The organism is Roseivirga spongicola (assembly GCF_034376045.1).
Taxonomy (GTDB): Bacteria; Bacteroidota; Bacteroidia; order Cytophagales; family Cyclobacteriaceae; genus Roseivirga; species Roseivirga spongicola.
In genome coordinates, this window is sequence record NZ_CP139724.1 from 3,179,793 (window position 1) to 3,203,140 (window position 23,348).

The 23,348-nt window shown below is 39.6% G+C and carries 19 protein-coding genes; 5 read left to right on the forward strand and 14 right to left on the reverse strand.

Going from position 1 to position 23,348, the window contains the following annotated elements; all coding sequences use genetic code 11:
- Positions 1-54: 54 nt before the first annotated feature.
- A complete protein-coding gene (locus T7867_RS14255) occupies positions 55-1,008 on the forward strand; it encodes an ABC transporter ATP-binding protein (RefSeq protein ID WP_068223041.1) in 954 nt (317 codons plus the stop codon).
- A 128-nt stretch (positions 1,009-1,136) separates the two neighbouring features.
- Positions 1,137-3,188 (forward strand): OmpA family protein, encoded by a 2,052-nt coding sequence (locus tag T7867_RS14260; protein ID WP_068223039.1) that lies wholly within the window; start codon positions 1,137-1,139, stop codon positions 3,186-3,188.
- Between the two features lie 505 nt (positions 3,189-3,693).
- On the opposite strand, the gene T7867_RS14265 is transcribed toward T7867_RS14260, so the two are convergent.
- From T7867_RS14265 to T7867_RS14285, 5 genes are all read right to left on the reverse strand, one after another.
- Complete coding sequence (locus tag T7867_RS14265; RefSeq protein WP_068223035.1) at positions 3,694-4,566, reverse strand: dimethylarginine dimethylaminohydrolase family protein; 873 nt, start codon at positions 4,564-4,566, stop codon at positions 3,694-3,696.
- Positions 4,567-4,627: 61 nt separating this feature from the next.
- Positions 4,628-5,869 carry a TCR/Tet family MFS transporter gene (locus T7867_RS14270; RefSeq protein WP_068223033.1) on the reverse strand — a complete coding sequence of 414 codons (1,242 nt, stop codon included), beginning with the start codon at positions 5,867-5,869 and terminating at the stop codon, positions 4,628-4,630.
- Positions 5,870-5,952: 83 nt separating this feature from the next.
- Positions 5,953-6,960 carry a UDP-N-acetylmuramate dehydrogenase gene (gene murB, locus T7867_RS14275; protein ID WP_068223031.1) on the reverse strand — a complete coding sequence of 336 codons (1,008 nt, stop codon included), beginning with the start codon at positions 6,958-6,960 and terminating at the stop codon, positions 5,953-5,955.
- Between the two features lie 5 nt (positions 6,961-6,965).
- Positions 6,966-7,418 carry a DinB family protein gene (locus T7867_RS14280; protein WP_068223027.1) on the reverse strand — a complete coding sequence of 151 codons (453 nt, stop codon included), beginning with the start codon at positions 7,416-7,418 and terminating at the stop codon, positions 6,966-6,968.
- The gene (locus tag T7867_RS14285; protein ID WP_068223024.1) at positions 7,415-9,133 is read right to left on the reverse strand and encodes a phospho-sugar mutase; all 1,719 of its coding nucleotides are present in this window, start codon (positions 9,131-9,133) and stop codon (positions 7,415-7,417) included. The genes T7867_RS14280 and T7867_RS14285 overlap by 4 nt, the downstream gene beginning before the upstream one ends.
- A gap of 245 nt (positions 9,134-9,378) precedes the next feature.
- Here T7867_RS14285 and T7867_RS14290 point away from each other — a divergent pair, with 245 nt between their 5' ends.
- On the forward strand, positions 9,379-9,801 hold the full coding sequence (locus T7867_RS14290; RefSeq protein WP_068223021.1) for a hypothetical protein: 423 nt from the start codon (positions 9,379-9,381) through the stop codon (positions 9,799-9,801).
- A gap of 138 nt (positions 9,802-9,939) precedes the next feature.
- Complete coding sequence (locus T7867_RS14295; RefSeq protein WP_068223018.1) at positions 9,940-11,565, forward strand: TlpA family protein disulfide reductase; 1,626 nt, start codon at positions 9,940-9,942, stop codon at positions 11,563-11,565.
- A gap of 192 nt (positions 11,566-11,757) precedes the next feature.
- Here the strand turns inward: T7867_RS14295 and typA are convergent, their stop codons facing one another.
- The 9 genes from typA to T7867_RS14340 all read right to left on the reverse strand — a co-directional run bounded on the left by typA (position 11,758) and on the right by T7867_RS14340 (position 19,905).
- The gene (typA, locus tag T7867_RS14300; protein WP_068223015.1) at positions 11,758-13,563 is read right to left on the reverse strand and encodes a translational GTPase TypA; all 1,806 of its coding nucleotides are present in this window, start codon (positions 13,561-13,563) and stop codon (positions 11,758-11,760) included.
- A 1,002-nt stretch (positions 13,564-14,565) separates the two neighbouring features.
- Entirely contained in the window at positions 14,566-15,636 is a 1,071-nt protein-coding gene (locus T7867_RS14305; protein ID WP_068223012.1) for an endonuclease/exonuclease/phosphatase family protein, read from the reverse strand.
- Between the two features lie 96 nt (positions 15,637-15,732).
- Positions 15,733-16,098 carry a DUF2200 domain-containing protein gene (locus T7867_RS14310; protein ID WP_068223009.1) on the reverse strand — a complete coding sequence of 122 codons (366 nt, stop codon included), beginning with the start codon at positions 16,096-16,098 and terminating at the stop codon, positions 15,733-15,735.
- Between the two features lie 22 nt (positions 16,099-16,120).
- A complete protein-coding gene (locus T7867_RS14315; RefSeq protein ID WP_068223007.1) occupies positions 16,121-16,489 on the reverse strand; it encodes a VOC family protein in 369 nt (122 codons plus the stop codon).
- 26 nt (positions 16,490-16,515) lie between these two features.
- Positions 16,516-17,157, reverse strand: coding sequence for a hypothetical protein (locus tag T7867_RS14320; RefSeq protein ID WP_245660255.1), 642 nt, complete (start codon positions 17,155-17,157; stop codon positions 16,516-16,518).
- A 23-nt stretch (positions 17,158-17,180) separates the two neighbouring features.
- Entirely contained in the window at positions 17,181-17,891 is a 711-nt protein-coding gene (locus tag T7867_RS14325; RefSeq protein ID WP_068223004.1) for a flavodoxin family protein, read from the reverse strand.
- A 97-nt stretch (positions 17,892-17,988) separates the two neighbouring features.
- Positions 17,989-18,549 (reverse strand): type 1 glutamine amidotransferase domain-containing protein, encoded by a 561-nt coding sequence (locus tag T7867_RS14330; RefSeq protein WP_068223001.1) that lies wholly within the window; start codon positions 18,547-18,549, stop codon positions 17,989-17,991.
- 79 nt (positions 18,550-18,628) lie between these two features.
- Complete coding sequence (locus tag T7867_RS14335; RefSeq protein ID WP_068222998.1) at positions 18,629-18,820, reverse strand: CsbD family protein; 192 nt, start codon at positions 18,818-18,820, stop codon at positions 18,629-18,631.
- A 482-nt stretch (positions 18,821-19,302) separates the two neighbouring features.
- Positions 19,303-19,905, reverse strand: a complete 603-nt coding sequence (locus T7867_RS14340; protein WP_068222995.1) for a TetR family transcriptional regulator — start codon at positions 19,903-19,905, stop codon at positions 19,303-19,305.
- Positions 19,906-20,042: 137 nt separating this feature from the next.
- On the opposite strand from T7867_RS14340, the gene T7867_RS14345 reads away from it, so the two are divergent.
- Entirely contained in the window at positions 20,043-23,321 is a 3,279-nt protein-coding gene (locus tag T7867_RS14345) for a SusC/RagA family TonB-linked outer membrane protein (RefSeq protein WP_245660254.1), read from the forward strand.
- The last annotated feature ends 27 nt before the right edge of the window (positions 23,322-23,348 follow it).

A 23,348-nucleotide genomic window follows, 5' to 3' on the forward strand; every position in this document is an offset into this window, starting at 1 on the left:
ATTATAAAAGGCTGTTTTCAATTAAAAGAAAGCAGCCTTTTATTTTTGCAGTTTATGCTGAAAGTCAAAAACCTTCATAAAAAATACTCAGGAGAAAGCTTAAGTGCTGTTGTAGATATTTCATTCTCCTTAAAGGAGTGCGAGGTGTTGGCTGTAGTTGGTAAAAGTGGTTCTGGTAAAAGTACTCTGCTGAGAATGCTAGCAGGATTGATGAAACCAGATGCTGGGGTGGTAGAGTTTGATGGAAAACCGCTTAAGAATCCCGAGGAACAGCTAATAGCGGGTCACGATAAGATAAAGATGGTTTTTCAAGACTTTCAGGTAAAACCAAACATGACAGTTGCTGAAAATGTAAAGTATAAACTACTTCATTTCAATAAGGAATATCAGGCCGAAAGATGCGAAGAACTCCTAGATACTTGCGGGTTGAGCACTTTAGCAGAGAAAATGCCCCATGAGCTTTCTGGTGGTCAGCAGCAGAGGCTTTCTTTGGCCCGGGCTTTGGCCGATGATCCTAAGTTATTACTGATGGATGAGCCCTTTAGCAATTTAGACCCTATTATTAAAGAGGACTTGCTATTGGAGCTTACCGAGATTGTAAAGAAAGAGCGCTTGTCTTTAATCCTGGTTAGTCATGATACCAGAGATGCATTGCTCATAGCCGATCGCATAGCATATGTTGAAGAGGGTAGGCTTGTTCAGATTGGAGACAACGAAACAGTCTACAAGCAGCCGAAGACTTTAGAGGTTGCACAATTTTTTGGAAGAGTAAACGAGATAAGCTTAGATGGTCAAAAGCACTTTATTCGGGCAGAAGATTTAACCCCTCAATTAGAAGAAAATAAATTCGAGGTAACAGTGAGCAGCAGCACCTTTATGGGAGGTGTTTATCTCAATCGTGCTAGATACTCAGGTCGCAAATTAGTGGTGTTTTACAGCAGTGAAAAATTATCTGAGAATAGTAACATGGTACTTGGTTTTAAAGGTAGGTGCCAACTACATTTTTGAGGTGACTAAGTGTAGAATCTTAGTTTTTTGATATCTTTAAGCTGTGTTCGCGGAACACCCTCCTCAACAACCATCGATACTGACGACTAGCCTGTCAACTTTTATTAGAATCATCAATCAGACAAACTATGAAGAGATCACTAATCGTTCTGTTCATTCTCAGTTTAGTAGCCTCTACGGCATTCGCCCAAAACTTGAATAAAGTTTATGGTGCCATGGCCGAAGAAGACTGGGAAGTGGCGCTTGAAGAATTGGAACCAATTCTATCAAAGAAGAAGAAAAATCATGAAGCTATGTGGTTGGCAGCTATCTGCCACACAAAACGCTATAGAATGGATAAAGCCTTTGAGCTGTTTCAACAGTCGGCACCATTTGCTGAAGAGCTTCCTTATTACTGGATTCCTTATGCTGAAGCATACTTGGTTGCAGAGCGCGTTGATGACGCTGAAAGAACACTGCGCAGATTGAATCCGAGCAGCTTAGAAGAGCAAGATCAGGCCGATTGGTATACACTTTTCAATAAAATTCAGAACGCCAGAAAGTATCTGTCTAACCCGAAAGATATTATTATTAAAAACCTTGGGCCAAACGTAAATACGGAAGGTAACGAATACTCTCAGGTGGTAACGGATAACCAAATGGGTATTTACTTTACTGCCAGAAGACAAGGACTTGGTAAAATTGCCGATGATGGTGAAAACTACGAAATGGTAATGACTGCCGAGATGGATGATTTGGACAAGTGGAAGAAAGACAGACCACTAGATGGTTTTTCGGCAACCGATGCCAATGAGGCTCCGGTTCAGTTGACCAATGGAGATAGCACTCTTCTAACTTTTTATGACGAAGACCTGTACATCTCATATAGAGACCCTAACGGAAAGTGGGGAAAAAGAGAAGCTTTGCCAATTAATACCAATAAGTGGGACTCTCACGCCTTCCTTTATAACAATGGCAACTCAATGATTTATGCCTCAAGTTTTGGGAACGATGAAGAGAACTCCGACCTATACATTGTCCATAAAGACGCTACAGGTAAATGGAGCAAGCCTTACTTTATTGAAGAATTGAATACTCCAGAAAGAGAAGATGCTCCGTTTGTGGCAGGCGATGGCACGCTTTATTTCTCTTCTCAAGGGCACGATTCAATGGGAGGTTATGATATTTTCATGACTCGTATAGATAGTGCAACAGGTAAATTCTCTGAGCCTGAGAATATGGGAGCTCCTATTAACCTGCCAAACGATGACACATTCTTTACGCTTTATGGAAAGAATGCCTATCTGTCTTCTAGCCGTCCTGATGGTTACGGACAGGTTGATATTTACAGAATCATTATGTTCAACAAGTCTCAGCTTCAGGGCAAGTTGCTAGACTGTGATAACGAAACTCCAGTGGCTTTTGCAGAGGTGAAAGTGACTACTGAAGACGGAGAAGAACTGACGACAACTACCAATGAGTTTGGCGTATATAAAATGACCATGCCGATTGAGCGAGATTTCACACTTACCGTTTCTAAAGACGATGAGGTAGTTTATGAGAAAACTCATGCCATTAGAGTGTTATTTAGAGATGAGTTCGATATAGAGCAAGATTTCTACATTGGTTGCGATAAGGTGGAGAAGGACATCTACGTTAAAATGATCAACAGTTTTGACTTAGACCCTACCAACGTGCCAGTAGAAGAGGTTTCTACCGAAGGTATTGTTGCTGTGGCAGAAGTAGAGCCAGGGCCTGAAGTGGAAGAAGAGAGTCCTGTTGAAGAGGTCCCTGTGGTAGAAGAGAAGAAAGCAGCAGTAGTGCCAGCAGTTACTCCTGAGACCATAGAGTTGCCAAATGTATTCTTCGATTTCGATAAGCATAATGTGAAGTCAGAGTTCTTTGAAAGGCTGGACGAGGCAGCAGAGCTATTGAAGAGAAGAAGAGACCTAAGAGTGATGGTAGCAGGCCACACAGATGCTTACGGTACTAATCCGTACAACGTAGCCTTAGGAGAAAGAAGATATACAGAGGTTTATAATTACTTGGTGAATAAAGGGGTGAATCCTAGCCAGCTAGCAACCAAAACGTTTAGTGAAGATATTCCTATTGCTACCAACAGAACCGTTCAGGGTAGGGCATTCAACAGACGCGTTGAGCTTTATTTTATTGATGAAAATAATAATAGGGTAGACTATTAGATGATAAGGTGTTGATAATTAAAAAAGGGCTCGAGAGAGCCCTTTTTTGTTACAGAGTCATTCCTGTATTCAACTATTAAATTAAAAACGAGGGTCGCTAAACAAACTCTGGTTATTTCATTTATTTTTTATCTAACGCATTTATTGACGCGAAAATCTATTTCAAAGAGCAATAATTCCTGTTTTTTCTGCATTTTCTTACGAGCGGTTTTTATTCAGGTTTTCTGGATGACCTTATTAGCAACTCTCGCACGCTTTTTAACATCTAAAGCAGAAACGCGCTTCAAATTGACACAGTTGCAGGATTGTGTCTGCCGAATGACGAACAGCAAAGCTTCAGAAAAAGGTTCAGCCTCAGGTAGAAAAAATCAGTAGCAGGACTCATCAAGAAATACATAAAGTCAGCATCTCGAAATGAGTGGGTTTTCCCCTATCTAAGATAGTTTACTAGTCTTTACTCAGCGAAGCAAGTTAGATCACAAAGTGCTAAGACATTATATCATACTTAGTCTCTGATCAATGGTAAGGTTGAGCAGCGGAGCAGGCCACTAAGTTTAGAGGTTTCGCTATACTTTACGGGGTGACAAGTGATGCCTCTTTTCTCTAACTCTTGAATGAGTCTGGAAAAGTTGCGTTCTATCAATACATCATTTGGCCCTACAGAGAAGATGTTAGGAAACATTTGATTTTTCTCAGCTTGACTAACCGGTATAAGGTTCTCTTCTCCAAATACCTCAAAGATGATTTCAGGTTTATTCACAAAGCCTTCTTCATGAAATATGGCAAAGCCACTTCCAACAGGTTGAAAGGCGCAGTCTAAATGAAGAATGTTTACTGCAGGATCGTCACTTACTACAAGCTCTAAAGCATGAAACTTCTTATTCGGAAACTGTGCTTTTAAGTAATCGAAGCCTTTTTGGTTGGTTCTTTTGCTGATGCCTACAAAGACATGTTCACCATGTACTAGCACATCTCCGCCTTCAATGGTGGCACCCTCAGGGATACGAATGACATCATCAGGGTTCATCTGTTCAAGTACAAAAGCAATTCCCTCAATCTCACCTTGTCTCAAAGGTTCCTTCATATTGGCAATCACAAACTTATTGTCAATTACAAAGCCAATGTCTCTGGTGAAAATCTGTTTTTTAGCACTAAGATTTGTGGGCTGAATTACCTTAACACCTAAAGCCTCCAGTGTTTTCTTGGCACCGGCAATTTCTTCCTGAATATCTTCAGGAGTAGGGTAGGTGCCTTGCTGTTTGTGCATTTTAGCCACTGGGTTAATCTCGTAAGGTTTACCCTGATCGGTACCAGTTCCGAGAATAACAGTTTTTAGCTTATTAGTTTCTGAGGTGATATTTAATGGTAGGTAATTCAATTCTTGTGCTTTTTAAAAGGTCAAATGTACAAAAGAATTAACTACAGCCTACCTGAATGGTTTAGGCCTGAGCAGGAATGGACTCTGCTTCCGTTTTAGTTTCCTTAACCTTTCTCAAAGTTCTGTAGCTTAAAACGAGGCATATCAATGAAAAGAATGCTCCTAAGGCAAAAGGAGCTCCAGGAAAATAGTTGTCACCAACTGTAAATGTTTTGAATGTAAAGCCCATCATAATTGGGCCAAATATGGAAGATAAGCTCATTAAGCTGGTGAGACCGCCCTGAAGCTCTCCTTGTTCACTGTTTGGCACCTGAGATGACATTAATGCCTGAAGTGTTGGCCCGGCTAAACCTCCTAAAACATAAACTCCCAGAAAGGAGTATAGCATGGTTTCGCTGGTGGTTATAGAGAATAGAATAAGACCGGCAAGGTTAAAGAAAAGGCCTAAATAGATAGTTTTTTTGTTGCCAAGTTTCTTACTGACAACTCCGATAAGGCCACCTTGAACAATGGCCACCATTATTCCAATTACAGTTAGAGAGATGCCAATTTCTTTGGACGCCCAACCAAACATTTCTGCTCCAAAATAAGACCATTGAGATTGCACCGAGTGACTGGCTAAATACAAGAAAAACAAGGCAACAGCTAAGCCAATAATAATAGGATTCTTTTGAAGCTGTTTTAACGAACCTACAGGATTTGCACGCTTCCAGCTAAACTCTCTTCTGTTTTCTTTAGGTAACGATTCTGGTAAAAAGAATAGCCCATAAATGAAATTGAGCATGGTTAAACCTGCGGAAATAAAGAATGGAAACCTCAAACTGACAGACCCTAAAAGACCGCCTAAAGCTGGGCCTATGATAAAACCGAGTGCGAATGCAGCACCAATCATTCCGAAGTTCTTCGCACGCTTTTCTGGAGGACTTACATCGGCTATGTAAGCAGAGGCCGTTGTAAAACTAGCTCCGCAGATTCCAGCAATGATTCTGCCTACAAATAATAGAGTAATTGTAGGAGCAAGGGCTAGAAACAGATAGTCTATTGCCAAGCCTAGTAAGGCAATAAGAAGCACGAGTCGTCTTCCGTATTTATCACTTAAACCACCTAATATAGGAGCGCAAATGAACTGCATTATAGCATAAGCCGTTACAAGCTGCGTTCCTGTTAATGAAGCTTCACCATAAGTCATATTTCCTAGCTGACTTAAGAGCTCAGGAAAAATGGGTATGACTAATCCTAGACCGATAACGTCTATCAGAACAGTTATGAATATAAAGCCGAGGGCGGGAGTTCTTTTGCTCATGATTGAAAAAGCAGGCGTGAATTTACTGCTTTCAATTGAAAAGCCTAGCCGAAACAAAAAAAGTATAAAAAGAGGTTTTACCCTTAAATAATATTTACCTCAGGATGTAGTTCAATACCGAATTTGGTACTCACTGAATCCAATATTTCGAAAGCTAAATCTCTAATTTTTGCACCTTGGCCACCTCCATAATTGACTAGTACCAAAGGTTGTTTTTTATGCACTCCAATATTATCGAAAGTCTTGCCTTTCCAGCCAGTTTGTTCAATAAGCCAGGCAGCAGGAACTTTGACCTTATTATCTGGTAATTGATAACCAGGTATAGAAGGGAATTCAGCCTTAAGACCTTCATAGTCTAGCTTGTCTATGGTGGGGTTTTTGAAAAAGCTACCTGCGTTGCCTATTTCTTTAGGGTCTGGTAGCTTGCTCTGGCGGATATTAATGACAGCATCAGAGATAGATTTAATGCTTAAGTCATTAACCTCCATTGTATCAAGGGTTTCTTGAATTGCCCCATATGAGGTATTGAAATCAGGAGTTTTATTGAGTCTAAGCGTAACAGAAGTAATAATGAATTTTGCTTTAAGCTCCCGCTTAAATACACTTTCTCTGTAGCCAAATTGACAATCAGAATGCTTGAATTCATGCAACTCACCTGTTGCTATTTCCACAGCCTTTAAGTGGTCAAAAACTTGCTCTATCTCAACTCCATAAGCACCAATGTTCTGCATTGGCGCTGCACCCATTGTGCCCGGAATAAGCGAGAGGTTTTCAACCCCAGCCCAATTGTTAGCAATAGCAGTAAGCACGAATTCATGCCAAGTTTCTCCTGCCTGAACTTCAATAAAGAAGTGCTCATTTGTTTCGTTCAACAGTTTAATCCCTTTTAACTCATTTTTGAGTACTAGACCATCGAAATCTTGGGTGAGTAAGATATTGCTTCCTCCACCTAAAACTAAGAGCGGAGCCTTAGCAGCATGCTTAAGTGCCAGTTGAAGACTGTCTAAATCTTGAAAGGCAAAAAACTGTGAGGCACTTGCTTCAATTCCAAATGTGTTGAATGGCTTTAGCGCTATGTTTTGTTGAAACATTGAATTTATTTGTCGAGCAGTCTGCGGTGGTAGTTCAGTTGGCCTAAGTGGTAGTTTAAGTGAGCATGGAGGTGCTGCAAAAAGAATAGCACTGTCATTTCTTTTCCAAAGACGTTAATCGGGTAAACTTCATCTAGCTTGTTTTCCGAAAGCTCTTGGAGTGTTTCAATAACAGATTTCTTAGTTTCTTTGATCTGGCTTACCAGTTCCGACTTTTTTACATCTTTAAGTGAAAACTCATCATCTCTCTGTCGTATGTAACTGGAGCCACCCAGCATAGCACCGATAAAGTGCCTTAGGTTACCACAAAGATGAAGTACAAGGTTGCCACCACAGTTAGAGATATCTCCGGTTACTACCCACAAGTTTTCCTCTTTTTTATACGCCTTTAGCTCATTTAGCAGAAGGTCTAGATCTCGCTCATAAAGCGCTGATAGTGACTCTAAAATGTTACTCATAAGCCCAATTCACTTTTAATTTGACCAATCTTATTTTGAAGTGTGCTCTTAACTTCATCGTATTGCTCTTTAGATTCTAAAGACTGATTTACGCTGATGTAGAACTTAATTTTAGGCTCTGTTCCCGATGGTCTAGCAGAGATTTTTGAACCATCTTCTAAAATGAATTGCAGTACATTAGACTTTGGAAGGTCTATATCTGATTCTTCTCCCGAATTTAGGTTTTTAGATTTTGAAGATTGATAGTCTAGCAGTTCTACCACTTTCAATCCTGCCAAGGTTTGAGGAGTATTCGTTCTAAAATCAGTCATCATTTGCTGAATTTCTTCAGCACCTTTCATGCCCTTTTTGGTTAGGGAAACCAAGTCTTCTAGATAAAAGCCAAATTCCTCATAAACCTTGGCTAAAAGCTCAAAGACAGTCATGCCTTGGTCTTTAGCCCAAGCACACATCTCAGCCAACATGGCACACGATGCAATAGCATCTTTGTCGCGAACAAAATCGCTTATCATGTAGCCATAGCTTTCTTCGCCACCGCCAATAAATTCCTTTTTGCCTTCTTCTTGTTTAATTAGCGCAGCAATAAACTTAAAGCCCGTTAAGGTACTCGGACAGTCTACTCCAAAGCTAGCAGCCATTTTATCTAACAAGTCGGTAGTAACAATGGTCTTAATGATCATTTGCTTTCCGTTCAACTTGCCATTCTCTTTCCATTTGGTGAGTAAATAGTAAATAAGAATAGAGGCAGCCTGGTTACCGTTCAATATTTCGTATTCACCCTGTTTATTTCTTGCGGCTATCCCAACTCGGTCAGAATCTGGGTCAGTTGCCATCACCAAGTCTGCATGAATCTCATCTGCCTTTTTGAGAGCCAAACTCATGGCTTCCTTTTCTTCTGGGTTAGGGTATACTACGGTTGGAAAATTGCCATCAGGAATAGCCTGTTCTTCAACAACAGTAACACTTTCAAAACCCTTTCTTTTCAACACCTCCGGAATAAGTGTTATTCCAGTACCATGAATGGGCGAGAAAACAATTTTTAAGGTATGTTGCTTTTCAATTACCTCAGGAGCAAGCGTGAGGTTCAGGATTTCTTGCAAATAGGCTTCATCTATTTCTCTGCCAATGCTTTCAATTTTGGCATCGTTCTTTTCGAACTTAACTTGCTCTACACCAGAAATGGCCTGCACTTCCTGAATGATATTTTTGTCGTGCGGAGCAATTACCTGAGCGCCATCGTCCCAATAAGCTTTGTAGCCATTGTATTCTTTCGGGTTGTGAGAAGCTGTAAGCACCACACCACTTTTGCAACCAAGCTTTCTGATAGCATAAGACAATTCTGGCGTGGGACGAAGGTCTTCAAATAGGTAGACATGAATATTGTTTGCCGAGAAAACTGCTGCGGTTGTTTCTGCGAAAAACCTACTGTTGTTTCTACTATCGTGAGCAATAGCTACATTAATTTCTTCATCAGGAAAAGACTTCTTTAAGTAATTGGCCAAGCCCTGAGTTGCCATACCTACGGTATATTTGTTCATTCTGTTTGAACCGGCTCCCATTACACCGCGCAAACCACCTGTTCCAAACTCTAAATCTTTATAAAATGAGTCGGCCAACTCATTTTCGTTCATATTTCTGATGGCTGCTTTGCTTTCATCGTCTATGGCTGAGTTGAGCCACTTGTCTACTTTTTCCTGAATTGCTTGGTCTATCATAGCTGTAGGTAATTCTGCGGTTGAATATCATCTAAATTTTAGATGAATTGGAATTCGTTTAAAAAACTGTGCTGTAAACGTTTCCCCATTAATGCTTTTCAAAAATAGAAGTACGAACCATATGGTGAAAGGAAAACCGATTTTATGTGGTTGTTTGATAGTTTCTCATGGGTAAATGACGATTAACGTTTTGATAGTTTGGAATTTGAAATTGAACTCAACAGCTTTGCAAAAAACAACAATTCATGGACATCAATAAACTGAACGAAGACTTCGCGAAGATTGCAGATAAGATTAATGAGCTGGATGAACTAGATTATAGCGATGAGCGCTATGACGATTTGGAAGAGGAGTTGCATGATATGGAAGATGACTTCATTGAGGAGTTTGGTGAATACTTAGAAGACGCCATTGAAGGTGTTCATGATAAGTTCTGTCCAGACAATGATGTACTTCTGCCAATAGCTTATTTTGCTAAGAACTACATAAGAAATCAAAAAGACCATAAGGGTAGGTATAGTTATGATATTGAATATGGTGAAGGAGTACCTGTTACTGTTAAGCAGTTCGGAGATCAGGAAGTAAAGCTAGTATTGGTTCCTGGGCCAACCAGACTAATAGTTACCATAGGAGAGTCTGCTAAGCAAGTTGCTTGGAAAGCTGATTAAAGCACTTAAAAGAAAAGATATAAAAGGCTGTCATTTGATAGCCTTTTTTTATGCAGAAAAAGAATCGCTTCTCTTATTTCCTTTTTGCGTAAGCTAAACCTTGTTAGCTTACGTTAAGTACATACACACTATTCATAGATGGTCAATTCTACAAGCTATTTCCGAAGCCTAACTCTCCTAACAATCCTTGTTTGCTTCTGCATCAGTTCATGTAAAAAGCCTCAGGTTGATGATAGAAATAATACTGCTCTAGATCAGGTTGTTCTAATAATTGACAAATGCCCGAATTATAGTAGTACCGAAAATCCAGAAACTGGAGTTTATAGTTCTACTGCCGATGATTTTGAAATTACAGCCATAAATAGTGAGTTATGGAAGCTTAGCTACAAGACTAAGCAGATTCCAACTTTAGATACAGTTGTTTTTCAAACCAAAGGGGAGTTTTTGGAATTGGATCATATCTATAAGTTTTACAGACACCTGAGTTTTATTGTTCAAAAGGGCGATACAGTGCTTTTTACCTACGATCAGGATTTCCCGAAGGCGGAGATTCTCAATAGAGAGGTCAGCTATGAAGAACTCAACTATGATTTTATTAGATCGAACTATTTACTAGATGATTTCAAAGCGCTTGATGGTAATAGCAAGTTTAATGTAAGTCCTGTTAGTTCAGTTAAGGGGTATATAACCATTCGAGATCCTTTAAAGCAGAAAGATATTCGGTCGAAAATTTATCAAGATGCATTAGAAGAAGGAAGGAGTCAGCTGGAAAGAGAAATATTACTGCTTGACTCATTAGTAAGCCAAGGACTAATGGGGGAGGATGCAAAGTCTTTATATCTCAAGAGGGCATCAGTTTTAAATCAATTTAACGAGTATAGATATAATGAATATCTGAGAGAAAATTTTGGTGGATCCGAAAATACCTTGGTCGAATGGGATATTCAGAGTACGTCAGAAGTAGACTTAGCGAGATTTGGCTACTATAATACAATACTCGACTACATAGAACGCAAGACCTATTATAGTCGAGTAGGTTGGATAGAGGAAGTCAATAGGCGGTATCCTGATTATAGAAGGGTTTACGACTCCTTAAAGACGAATGAGTTTTTAGCAAAAAGTGAGATTGATCGTCTGCTAACCAAAAACATTGAACTTATTATCGAGCATTTTCCCCAGAAGGATTCCGAAACTTACTTAAAGAAGTTTGCTGAAGATGTAAGTAATCCACTCTTGGTTCAAAATGTACTGAATAAACACCGTTATGCACTAAGCGCTGAAATTAAAGAGTGGGGTAGACGAAATTTTGAATTTGCGAATCTTTCTGATTCTTTATTACAGCTGAGTCTCATCAATACTAGTAATGAACAGTTTGATTTTAATAAACTCTTAGAAAAGCATAGAGGGCGTTTGGTTTATGTTGATTTTTGGGCAAGTCATTGTGTTCCTTGTTATGCTGCCATGCCTTATTCTAAAGACTTAGCCTCCACTTATAAAGATCAGGCTATATCATTCATTTATATTTCAATTGATACAGAGTATGAAAGATGGTTATGGGGAATGGATAAGGCGGAAATCTCTTCTTACCCTAACTCCTTCATGGTAAATAAAGAGGCGGCTAATAATAGCTTTTTAGCTCAGCTAGAGATTAATGAGATTCCCCGATACCTACTTTTCAATAAAAAAGGTGAGTTGGTTCAGTATAGAGCTTTTGGCCCCAAAACATCGGAAATCAGAGAGGTATTTGATACTTATCTTAATTAGCCTGTCATCTTTGGTAACCAACGTTCACCTTACGGTAACTTCTTATCTTTTTAGCACCTGTTGTGTGAATTGAACTGCCCAATGAGGTTAGTCAGCATTGCTTTGTGAACTAGTTTGCTAATATAGCTTTGCCAAATAAAAATGGCCACATTTTGCAATGTGGCCACTATATATTATACGTTGTTATCTCAATTATCCAAGGCTCTTAGCCATCTTCAAACGAGTGTTTTCATCTAAATAGATTTTTCTCATTCGGATTACTTTTGGCGTGATCTCCAAGTATTCATCTTTCTGAATGTATTCCATCGCTTCTTCCAAAGAGAATCTACGTGGAGGAGCAATTTTAGAGTTGTCATCAGAACCGGCAGCACGCATGTTAGTCAGCTTTTTACCTTTCTGAACGTTCACCACAATGTCATTCTCACGGTTGTGCTCACCAATTACCTGACCTGTGTAAAGGTCTTCACCCGGAGCCACGAAGAAATAACCTCTGTCCTGAAGTTTATCCATTGAATAAGCTGTACCAGGACCATTTTCCATTGAAATCAACGAGCCGTTCATTCTACCTTTGATTTCGCCTTTGAAAGGCTGGTAATCTAGGAATCTGTGGTTCATAACAGCCTCACCACCAGTAGCAGTAAGTACGTTGTTTCTTAAACCGATCAACCCTCTTGAAGGAATCTCAAACTCAAGGTGCTGCTGATCTCCTTTTGGCTCCATAATTTTTAGCTCACCTTTTCTCTGGGTAGCCAATTCAATTACTTTACCCGAAACATCTTCTGGAACATCTACCACAAGTGTTTCTATAGGCTCGCATTTCTTACCGTCAATTTCTTTGAAGATTACCTGCGGCTGACCTACCATTAGCTCATAACCTTCACGTCTCATTGTTTCGATCAAAACAGACAAGTGAAGAATACCACGGCCATAAACCAAGAATTTATCTTCAGAATCAGTCGATTGAACTCTCAATGCAAGGTTCTTCTCAACTTCTTTCATCAAACGGTCTCTCAAGTGGCGAGAGGTAACAAACTTACCGTCTGAACCAAAGCCAGGAGAGTTGTTGATGGTGAAGAGCATGTTCATTGTAGGCTCATCGATAGCGATACGTGGGAGTGGAGCTGGGTTTTCGAAGTCGGTCAAAGTATCACCAATTTCGAAGTCCTCAAGTCCAACAATGGCACAAAGGTCACCAGCTTTTACTTCAGAGACTTTTACTCTACCTAGCCCTTCAAACACTTGAAGTTCTTTGATTCTTACTCTTTGAATAGAACCGTCAGCCTTAGTTAAGCCCATTGACTTTCCTTCCTCCAGTTTACCTTGGTAAACACGGCCAATAGCAATTCTACCAACGTAAGAAGAGTAGTCTAATGAAGTTACTTGGAATTGAGGAGTTCCTTCAGGGCTTGGTGCCTCAGGAATAGTCTCTAATATTTTGTCTAGAAGAGGAGTGATGCTGTCTGTTTCGTTTTTCCAGTCATCGCTCATCCAACCGTTTTTAGACGAACCATACATGGTCTGGAAATCCAACTGCTCTTCAGTAGCGTCTAGGTTGAACATCAGGTCGAACACTTGCTCATGAACCTCATCAGGTCGACAGTTTTCTTTGTCTACCTTGTTTACCACAACAATTGGCGTAAGGCCTAAACCTAGGGCTTTGCTCAATACGAATCTTGTTTGAGGCATTGGACCTTCGAAGGCATCTACCAAAAGGAGAACACCGTCAGCCATTTTCAATACACGTTCTACTTCACCACCAAAGTCTGCGTGACCAGGAGTGTCAATGATGTTGATTTTTACATCTTGGTATGTAACGGAAACGTTTTTTGAAAGAATGGTAATTCCTCTTTCACGCTCTAAGTCATTGTTATCCAGAATCAACTCACCTGATTCTTGATTCTCTCTAAATAATTTAGATGCGTGAATAATTTTGTCTACCAAGGTTGTTTTACCGTGGTCAACGTGTGCAATAATGGCAATATTTCTGATGCTCTTCATACGGGCTCTTCAATTCGAGCGGCAAAGGTATGCTTTTAATATGACTTGATTGTTATCACTAGGAAAATAGTATGTGTTTGGTACTCTGGATATTGGTGAATAAGTCAAATGTCATTCGTCATTAGGGAAGTTGGTGAATTAGTTGTGGCAATTGACCTTTGACAAACCTTTACTCCGATTTATGCACTAGTTTTTGTGTTAATCAATAGTTGCTAATTCAAGTTTGTCAAAGGTTATAGGCTTTAGGGTCATTTGTCGATTACAAAGCGACTGTTCTTGAATCCTCGATACAATCGAGGATTAGTTAGTTGGTCATTGGTCATTAGGGGAACTTGGTGATTGGTGAATTGGTGCATAACAAAAGACCTTTGACAAACTTTTACCTCGATTTATGCACTAGTTTTTGAGTTAAGTAATGGTTGCTAACTCAAGTTTGTCAAAGGTAACCTTGCAGCATTTTTAGTGTATTCTTGTTGATTACAAGTCGATTGTTCTTAAATCCTCTATGCAATCGAGAGAACTGGGAAATTGGGTGATAACAAAAGGCCTTTGACAAACTTTTACTCTAATTTATGCACTAGTTTTTGTGTTAACCAATAGTTGTTAACTCAAATTTTTTAAAGGTTATAGGCTTTGGCGTCATTTGTAGATTACAAATCGACTGTTCTTGAATCCTCGATACAATCGAAGATTAGTTAGTTGGTCACGGATCATTAGGGAAACTGGGTGATTGGTGAATTGCTGCATAACAAAAGACCTTTGACAAACTTTTGCCCCGCTTTATGCATTGACTTGCGTGTTTAGCAATAGTTGCTAATTCAAGTTTGTGAAAGGTTCACCTTGTAGAAATGTGAGTGCATTCTTTTCAATTATAAATCGAAAGCTCTTAGTTAGTGGTTCGTTTATTATGTTAATCTAAAGGGCTGTTCTACAGTTGTATTTGAGATTTTTACCGATTATAAATACACCGTGCTCTAACCCTAGAAGCAACAGAGGGTAGGTTTATGAAGCTTTTTCTTCTTGAGCTTCTTCTTCACCATCCTTAATTGTTTCTTCGGCTTCTTCTTTTTCTTCTTCAGACAAGGACTTCGAATTCTTCAATTCTTCTGAAATAATTGTGAACTGTGAATGTAACGGGAAGTGGTCTGATCCGATGTCGCTCATTCTTTGCAGCTTATTGATTTCAATTCCATCAGAATAGAACAGCAGGTCTAGAGGGAACCTCATCAATTTATTGTTAACAGGAAAGGTAGAACAAAGGCCGTAACCAATTCTCGGGTCGGTTAGGTTAGAGGCTTTGGCAAATGCCTTCGAACTTCTAGACCAGGTTACATTGTTGAAGTCGCCAATCACTAAAGTAGGTAGTTCGCATTTAGCTACTCTCTTGGCTACTTTCATTAGCTCGGCATCTTTCTTCTTAGAGGTTTCTTCTTCCGTAGGGCTTGGAGGAGGCGGGTGCACACCCCAGAAAATGAAATCATTGCCTTCGGAATCCTCCAAATGAGCTTCTATTGAAGGGAATTCTTCAGAAATCAGAAAGTGTGCGGTGAGCTGTTTTACTTTAAGCTTGGTATAAAAGTGCATTCCATACCGATTTTCTAAGGCAATCTTTTTCGTTGAAGGGTAATACTCTTCTATGGATTTCAAAGCTTTTTCCCATTTAGCATTACTTTCTAAAGTGAGTAAAATATCTGGCTGATGTTCTTTTACCAATGCTATCAATTTGTCGCAGTTATCATTCTCCTGTAATACGTTGGAACTGATAATAGAAATGGTATTCGACTTTGCGTTTGGCCACTTCTTTTTATTGAACAAAGAGAGATAAGGGAATATGATTTTTATTTGATACAATAACGCAATTAGCAGTGTGGCCATGGTCACCATGCCAAGGGTGGATTCTTGGTCTAGAACAAATAAGCTTACAATTAAGATCAAAAGCTTGATTGGGATAAGCTGAACCCTAATGAAGTCGAAGTTGCGCACAGACCAATGCGTGATTCGAAAGGAGGGAAGAATAGCACCTAGAATAAATATCCAGCTAAGAACTATCAGAACGATTTGAAGCGCATTCATTGAGTTGAAAAAATGTAAGCTTAAAAATCAAAAGGTAGACAATAACATCTACCTAAAAACAAACCCGATAGCTTCTATTTTGTTTGTCTTAAAGCCTTAAGACTGCCTTAATATTTTCTCCATTTTTCGGCCTTTTGCTAGTTCATCTACCAGTTTATCTAAATAGCGAACCTGTTTGGTAAGAGGTGTTTGAATTTCCTGAATTTTGTAGCCGCAGATAGTACCTGTGATCAATTCTGCGTTAGGGTGAAGTTTAGCTTGTGCGAAGAAATCTTGAAAGGTGATTTTGCTACTGATGTGCTTTTCGAGCGTAGGTTCATCGAAGCCAGTCAGCCATTCAATTACCTCATGAAGCTCATCAACAGTCCGTCCCTTTTTCTCCACTTTGGTTACATAGTGGGGATACACTGAAGAGAAGGTCATTTGGGCTATGCGCTGATCATGTTCTGGGGTGGTTGTCATAAAGCGAATTTATAGAATAAATCTATTTGTGAAACTCTCCAATATGCCAAAGTATGGTGCAGGGGTCGTGTACAAAGAACTCGCGCCCCCAGGGTTCATCTCTGATTTCAGATATTCTTACTCTTGGATGCTTTTCTGCCAGATTCTTTTGAAGTAGCTCTTGGCGAAAATGTTCTGTGTTTTCTACCTCAAGGAAGAGCATGGTGTTTTCAACCCAGTCTTTTACAAAGTATTTCTGAAGGTAGAATGCGATGTTTCCGTCCAGTTTATAGACGCACATATCTTGTGAGATCTCAATTTCCTGAAAACCAAAGTCTCGGTAGAAGGCTCTTGAAGCTTCATAGTCTTTGGCTCCAATAAATGGGCGGATGGATTTGGCAGGAGAGTTCATAATGTAGAAAAACCAGTAGTTAATGGTTATGCCTTAGTTAGCAATTTTCTTTTCATCAATTTATGCATGGTATAACCGAAAGCTAAACCTGCTAATGTCCAAATCACTAAGGAACCCAATATAAACTTTTGTGTTATCGATTCTCCACTGAGCCAAGGAGAAACTAGAGTCATAAAAACGAACATAAGTAGTCCCCAAATAAGCCCCATTTTTATCCAGTTCTTGTTAGAAAATTCGGGTGTTATACTCTCCATATCAATTGAAGAAAATCTTGCTGACTGTTTAATAAGCCATTTTTGCTTCATTCTAGTTCTAAACCAACCCCAAACGGGGTAGGTTAATACCAAAATTATGGCTGAAGTAAGGTTGAGAAAGCAAGGGATTGTTTCTCCACAGTTTGGACAGTAGAGACCAAACCAATTTTTGAAAGCAGTATTATTTTGAGTAGACCAAGTTCGGGAGTCGTGTAAAGCATTACAGTGAGGGCAAGGAACAAAGCTTGCTTCTGCTAAAGATTTACTTTTGTCTTTCTCTACTAAAAGGGTTTTAGCAACTCTTTGGCCTAAAACCAGTTCATTGAAAGCTAAGCCAGGATTGATAATCCAATGAAGCATATACGGATGCTTCCAATTCCAAACTTTATATTTGCTGGTGTCTATTTTCATCATCAAAAGATAATGAAAATAGCGTTTTATCTATATTCTGGATTCTCGAAATTCCAGCGTTCTCCATTGTTCCACTCTTTTGTAGAATTTCCGTAGGCTGAGTAACCGTTGGCTTCTTTCAGCATTTTGGCTAGATGAAGCATATTGTAAGTCATAAAGGTAGTATTACGGTTGGTAAATGAGTTTTCTGATGCATTAGACTCTTCATCTAAATAGCTCGGTCCAGGGCCTATCTCGCCCAACCATCCGCAATCGGCCTGTGGAGGAATAGAATAACCAATGTGCTGAAGTGCATACAGAATTGACATTGAACAATGTTTGGCCCCATCTTCGTTACCTGTAATTACACAGCCACCTACTTTTCCATAGTATAGGTATTGCCCCTTATCATTTGTTTGTCCGCTTAAGCTGTATAGCCTTTCGATCAGTTTTTGGGCTTCAGAAGACTTTTCTCCCAACCAAATAGGTGTGCCAATTACTAGTATATCAGCAGCCAAAATTCTCTCCTTGAGTTCTGGCCATTCATCTTTCTCCCAACCATGCTCTGTCATATCTGGGTAAATGCCAATAGCTACATCATGATCGATAAAACGAAGCTCATCTACGGCTACACCTTCTTTGAGCATAATGTCTTTCGAACGACTCATGAGTCCTTCAGTATGGCTCTTTTCAGGAGACTTTTTAAGCGTGCAATTAATGTAGATGGCTTTCAATTGAGAGAAGTCGGGCTTTTTCATGGTAGGAGGGGTTTAGAGGTAATTTAAGTTTTTTCAGTATAAAAAGGAATGTCCCAAACAATGTTGGGACACTCATTAATCAAGCAACTACTGTAGATTACACAGTTTGGTCTTCATGTTTACCTTCGGCCACTTCTTCGATTACTTTGGCATTGAAGGCTTCTAAGTCTTCAGGGCTTCTAGAAGTAACTAGACCTTCGTCTACCACTACTTCTTCATCTACCCATTTGGCACCTGCATTCATTAGGTCCTTTTTAATTGAAGGGAATGAAGTGATTTTTCTATCGTTTACTACATCCGCTTCAATTAACATTTGAGGTCCGTGGCAAATGGCCGCAACTGGCTTATGTGCTTTAAAGAAGTCTCGAACAAAAGAGACAGCATTTTCATCTCTTCTGAGGATGTCTGGGTTAATGACTCCACCAGGAAGTACTAAAGCATTGTAATCTTTTACATTTGCTTCAGAAAGTAGCTTATCTACATCTACTTCTTTACCCCAGTTGCCATTATCCCAACCTTTAATAGAGCCAGATTCCATAGAGATTACTTCTGTGGTTGCCCCGGCTTTTTCTAAGGCAGCTTTAGGTGAGGTTAATTCAGATTCTTCAAATCCGTTGGTTGCCAAAATAGCAACTTTCTTATTTGTAAGGTTTTCCATTTTAAGTTCTATAGGGTTTGTATAGCCCGAAAACGGGCTATGGTTAATAATCAACTATCAATCTTATCTGAGGTAGATATTAGATGGAATCGATAAAGTCCTTAATCTCGTCCTTAGTCTTTCCAGTCTTTCTCTGAATACGGCCCAAAAGCTCGTCTTCTTGACCTTCTGTGTAAGTAAGGTCATCATCAGTAAGATCAGCATAGTTCTGTTTTAATTTTCCTTTGATAATATTCCAATTGCCTTTCAGCTTGTCTGTTGTTGCACTCATAATTTTTGATTTTTTGGTTCGGCAATAGAAGTCCAAAGAGAGTGCCGAGTCTCTAGGTGTTTTGTAACCTATTGTAAATCAGTTAATAAAAAGTTTGTGTGTTTGCTGTGCTTATTGGTTTTGCTTTCTATTTGAGAAAGATATTCTCTATATGAATGAACTATGTATAGAATGGGCGCTAAGAGTGGGGCTAAAAGATTAGTGAAAGTAGCAAGAGGCCTGCCATCAGCAGGAGTTTATTATTTACCTCTGTGGGAGGCAATTAGTAGCTTTCAAGCCTAAGAAGCGAAGCTAGTTTCAATACTGATGGCATGGTCTCTTTTCGGAAATCGTATAAGGTTAAAGTTAGTGGGCCAGGTTAACTTCCTCTGTGTCATCTATTTAAGAAATCTGCAGATGTGTGAAACGTACTATGTGGTTTACTGAAGAATAGATGTGAAAATTAGATTGGTTTTAACACCAATCTTGGCTAATCAAGAAGACTAAGCCTCCTTATACTCCATGCCTAAAATGGCAAAGGCGTGTTTCTTGTGCTGGTCCATCACCTCAGTTCTGGTCTGGGTATCGGGTACCATGCATAGGTAAAAATAGGCCCCTTCAAGAATCGTATAGATAAGGTTGGCTGTTATTTTAGGATCGTCCAATTGAAGAGAACCTTCGTCAATACAGGCTTCTAAATGTTCAGTAAGTGATTCTCTCAGTGAATCGTGTAGCTGTCTGTATTTCTTTTGGATTAACGGATCTCTAAAAATTAGTGTAAAGCAGTTGTAGTACACATCGTCACTGACCAAGGTGTTCCATTTTCTGGAGAAGATATTATTCAATACCTCCATTAGCTGATCTATGGCAGATCGATTACTCTTTATTGTATATATGTTAAGGTATCTGTTGAGAATATAATCGATGAGAGCGAAGATCAAATCCTCTTTGGTTTTAAAGTAGTGCAGAATTAAACTTGGGTTAACATTCATTTCATCCGCTACCTTCTTAATTGACGCATTGTGTAGGCCTTCAGCTTTGGCTGTTTTATACAAGGCACGCACAATTTCTTGCTGTCTGATGTCTTTAATGCTTTTTCTTCCCATGTGTTGTCAGTGATTTTCGCGTTGAATATCTGTATAATAAATTGACTGACTGTTCAATTAAAATTAAATCCCGGTTAACTCCCACTTAATACTGGCCACCTACCTTTGAGTTATTAAAACCTAATTCGAAAAACTCTATGAAACGACTCTACCAAGAATTAAGAAACAGCCGAGCCTTCATGACGGGCCTAGGTTGCTTTCTTGTGCTATTGACTTTGAGTTCTTCTGCCTTTGCGCAATCCAGAAGAGTTCAGGGGCAGATTACTGACGCTAATGGCGTTCCACTCTTCGGAGTAACTGTGTTTGAAAAAGGAACGACCAACAATGGAGCTATTTCTGCCGAAGATGGCTCTTACACTATTACAGTGGCCAGTTCTGAATCTGTGCTTCTCATTACTTCAATAGGTTTTGTAAACCAAGAAGTAACAGTTGGCAATAGAAATACCATCAACATTATGCTTGAAGAAGACATGACCATGCTTGAAGAAGTGGTGGTGGTAGGTTATGGCACTGAAAAGAAAGTAAACCTTTCTGGCGCTGTAGATCAGGTGAATGCAGAGCAACTTGAGAAAAGACCTATCAGTAATGTTACTGAGGGGCTTCAGGGGGTTGTACCAAACCTAAACATTATGAACAATTCTGGTGCCCCTGGTTCCAATTCTAACATTAACATTAGAGGTATTACTTCAATCAACGGTGGCGATCCGCTCATTCTGATTGATGGTGTCCCTTCTAGCACTGCAGAACTGAATAGAATTGCTCCACAAGATGTAGAAACAATCTCCATTATTAAAGATGCATCTGCTGCTGCAATTTATGGTGCAAGGGCTGCTTTTGGTGTGGTGCTTATCACCACAAAAAATGGAGAGGGCAAAGTAAAGGTGAACTACACTGGTTATGTATCCTTCAATAGACCAACCGTTACGCCAAACAAAGTTACCGACCCTTATATCTACTCTAGGCTTCTTGAAACCTCTACAGATAATACCCCATGGGATAATGTGAACTATAATGATCAGTACTACGATTACGCCAAGCAGAGATCTGAAGATCCTTCAGTTCCGGGTGTAAGAATAAACCCTTCTGATGAATCGCTTTGGGAATATATGGGAGATAGAGATTGGACTAACTATTTCTTAAAAGACAATACAGTTTCTAACAACCATCAGATATCAGTTAGCGGAGGGCAAGAAAACGTGAATTACCTACTTTCAGCCTCATATAGCCGTCAAAATGGTGTGTTACGACTTGCAGAAGACTATTTCGATAGATACACAGTAAGAAGTAAGGTCAATTTTAAGCCTACCAACTGGCTGACTGTAGGAAACAATACTTACTTGACAACTACCGAAAGAAAAGAGCCTTCTCAATTGAGTTTGGGTGCTATTTATGACGTTTTCCCTACTTCTTGGAATATTAACCCTGATGGTACTTGGGCTAATTCTGGCGCGGGTCGAATTGGTGCGCAGCTAACCGATGGTGGTGAAAGTATTACAGAGTACAGCAGTCTACAGTCTCAGTTTACTACCAAAATCGATTTCATTAAAAATAAGCTGAGTTGGAATAATGACTTCACCTTTAGAAGAGGAAGACAAGATTGGAATTGGTACAGAACTAAATACCAGATTGGCTATGGCCCTGGCGATGTAAGAGAAGAAGGAGACAACAGAGCTTACCGCTCAAATGCTATTGATAACTACTATGTGTTCAACTCTTACTTAAATTTCAATCAGATGGTAGGAAGTAGACACGACTTCAGTGCTACTGCCGGATTTAACCAAGAGCACTACAGATACAACTCTTTCAGTGCAGAAAGATATAACGTTATCTCTGCCTCATTACCAACTATTGCCTTGGCTACTGGAGATCAATTTGTAAATGAAAGTATCTCTGAATGGGCTGTGAGAGGCTTGTTCTATAGATTGAACTACATATTTGATGAAAAGTATATTGTTGAATTCAACGGTAGATATGATGGTTCTTCAAAATTTCCATCAGACAAAAGATGGGGTTTCTTCCCTTCGGCTTCTGTGGCATGGAGAGTAGATGAGGAGAACTTCATGGACGGGCTTTCTGATGTATTCAGTCAGCTGAAATTAAGAGCTTCTGTTGGTTCTTTGGGTAATCAGGCCATTGGTCCGTACGATTATATTGCCACAATGAGTGCTTACCAAGGCAATTATTTAATTGATGGCAGTCTTCCTCTAGAAATTTCTTCTCCTCCTTTGGTTTCCGGCAACTTCACTTGGGAAAAGGTAGTAACCACCAACTTTGGTGTAGACATGGCTTTTATGGATAATCGCCTAACGGCCTCTTTCGATATATACAGAAGAGATACAAAAGATATGCTCACCTTGGGTAAAGAGTTGCCAAACGTACTTGGTGCAACTGAACCAAGAGAAAATGCCGCTGACTTGAAGACCAACGGATGGGAATTGTCACTAGGTTATCAAGGCGAGGTTAGTTTAGCTGGTAAACCATTGAGCTTTAATCTTACGGGTATTCTTTCCGATAGCAGGTCTTACATCACTCGATTCGATAACCCTACAGGTAGCATCACTCAGTATTATGAAGGTATGGAGCTAGGTCAGATTTGGGGCTTGGTAAACGATGGCTTCTTTGAGAGTACCGATGAAATTGCTGCTTTAGATCAAACAGGAATTATTCCATGGGGAGCGCTTTCAATTGTGCCAGGATGGATGAAGTACAAAGATTTAGATGGTAATGGAGTAATTGAAAAGGGTTTGACTCTTGATGATACTAAAGACTTAACGGTGATTGGTAATCAGGCACCACGCTACAGCTTCGGGTTCAACTTTGCAGCCGATTGGAATGGGTTTGATATTAGCGGACTAGTTCAAGGAATTGGAAAAAGAGATTACTACCCATTAGACTACTTGTATTGGGGCTTCTATCAGCAGCCTTATGCCGGAGGTTACTATCACTTGTTCGATTTCTACAGAGCTGAATCAGAAACTGGTGCAGATAGAGATAGACACTCTCAGTCATATCTAGATGCTGGCCTTGCTGATCAAAATTTAGATGCTAAATATCCTCACTTACAGTCATGGTTAGCAGATAGAAACCTTGGTGAGAGAATAGATCAGGCTCAAGGTTTAGGTATCCCTCAAACAGATTATTTACTGAGTGCAGCATACGTAAGGTTGAAAAACTTAACAGTGGGTTATACACTACCACAGGCACTTACAAGTGGAATAGGAATTAGTAACCTTAGAATCTATGTGAGTGGAGAAAATCTGATGGAGTGGTCTGCCTTGAAAGATTACTTCGATCCTGAAGCAGTTAATGATGCCATTCAATACAACCCAGCTGTTAGCCAGTCTAGAGGAGTAGGTAAGGGTTATAGTTATCCATTCCAAAGAAGGTATGTAGTAGGTGTAAACATTGGTTTCTAATTCAACCCAACTGACAAAAGATACAAC

Coding starts and splice junctions, on each gene's coding strand:
- T7867_RS14255 (WP_068223041.1), top strand. CDS start 55: ATGCTGAAAGTCAAAAACCTTCATAAAAAATACTCAGGAGAAAGCTTA.
- T7867_RS14260 (WP_068223039.1), top strand. CDS start 1,137: ATGAAGAGATCACTAATCGTTCTGTTCATTCTCAGTTTAGTAGCCTCT.
- T7867_RS14270 (WP_068223033.1), bottom strand. CDS start 5,869: ATGAGCAAAAGAACTCCCGCCCTCGGCTTTATATTCATAACTGTTCTG.
- murB (WP_068223031.1), bottom strand. CDS start 6,960: ATGTTTCAACAAAACATAGCGCTAAAGCCATTCAACACATTTGGAATT.
- T7867_RS14280 (WP_068223027.1), bottom strand. CDS start 7,418: ATGAGTAACATTTTAGAGTCACTATCAGCGCTTTATGAGCGAGATCTA.
- T7867_RS14285 (WP_068223024.1), bottom strand. CDS start 9,133: ATGATAGACCAAGCAATTCAGGAAAAAGTAGACAAGTGGCTCAACTCA.
- T7867_RS14290 (WP_068223021.1), top strand. CDS start 9,379: ATGGACATCAATAAACTGAACGAAGACTTCGCGAAGATTGCAGATAAG.
- T7867_RS14295 (WP_068223018.1), top strand. CDS start 9,940: ATGGTCAATTCTACAAGCTATTTCCGAAGCCTAACTCTCCTAACAATC.
- typA (WP_068223015.1), bottom strand. CDS start 13,563: ATGAAGAGCATCAGAAATATTGCCATTATTGCACACGTTGACCACGGT.
- T7867_RS14305 (WP_068223012.1), bottom strand. CDS start 15,636: ATGAATGCGCTTCAAATCGTTCTGATAGTTCTTAGCTGGATATTTATT.
- T7867_RS14310 (WP_068223009.1), bottom strand. CDS start 16,098: ATGACAACCACCCCAGAACATGATCAGCGCATAGCCCAAATGACCTTC.
- T7867_RS14315 (WP_068223007.1), bottom strand. CDS start 16,489: ATGAACTCTCCTGCCAAATCCATCCGCCCATTTATTGGAGCCAAAGAC.
- T7867_RS14320 (WP_245660255.1), bottom strand. CDS start 17,157: ATGATGAAAATAGACACCAGCAAATATAAAGTTTGGAATTGGAAGCAT.
- T7867_RS14325 (WP_068223004.1), bottom strand. CDS start 17,891: ATGAAAAAGCCCGACTTCTCTCAATTGAAAGCCATCTACATTAATTGC.
- T7867_RS14330 (WP_068223001.1), bottom strand. CDS start 18,549: ATGGAAAACCTTACAAATAAGAAAGTTGCTATTTTGGCAACCAACGGA.
- T7867_RS14335 (WP_068222998.1), bottom strand. CDS start 18,820: ATGAGTGCAACAACAGACAAGCTGAAAGGCAATTGGAATATTATCAAA.
- T7867_RS14340 (WP_068222995.1), bottom strand. CDS start 19,905: ATGGGAAGAAAAAGCATTAAAGACATCAGACAGCAAGAAATTGTGCGT.
- T7867_RS14345 (WP_245660254.1), top strand. CDS start 20,043: ATGAAACGACTCTACCAAGAATTAAGAAACAGCCGAGCCTTCATGACG.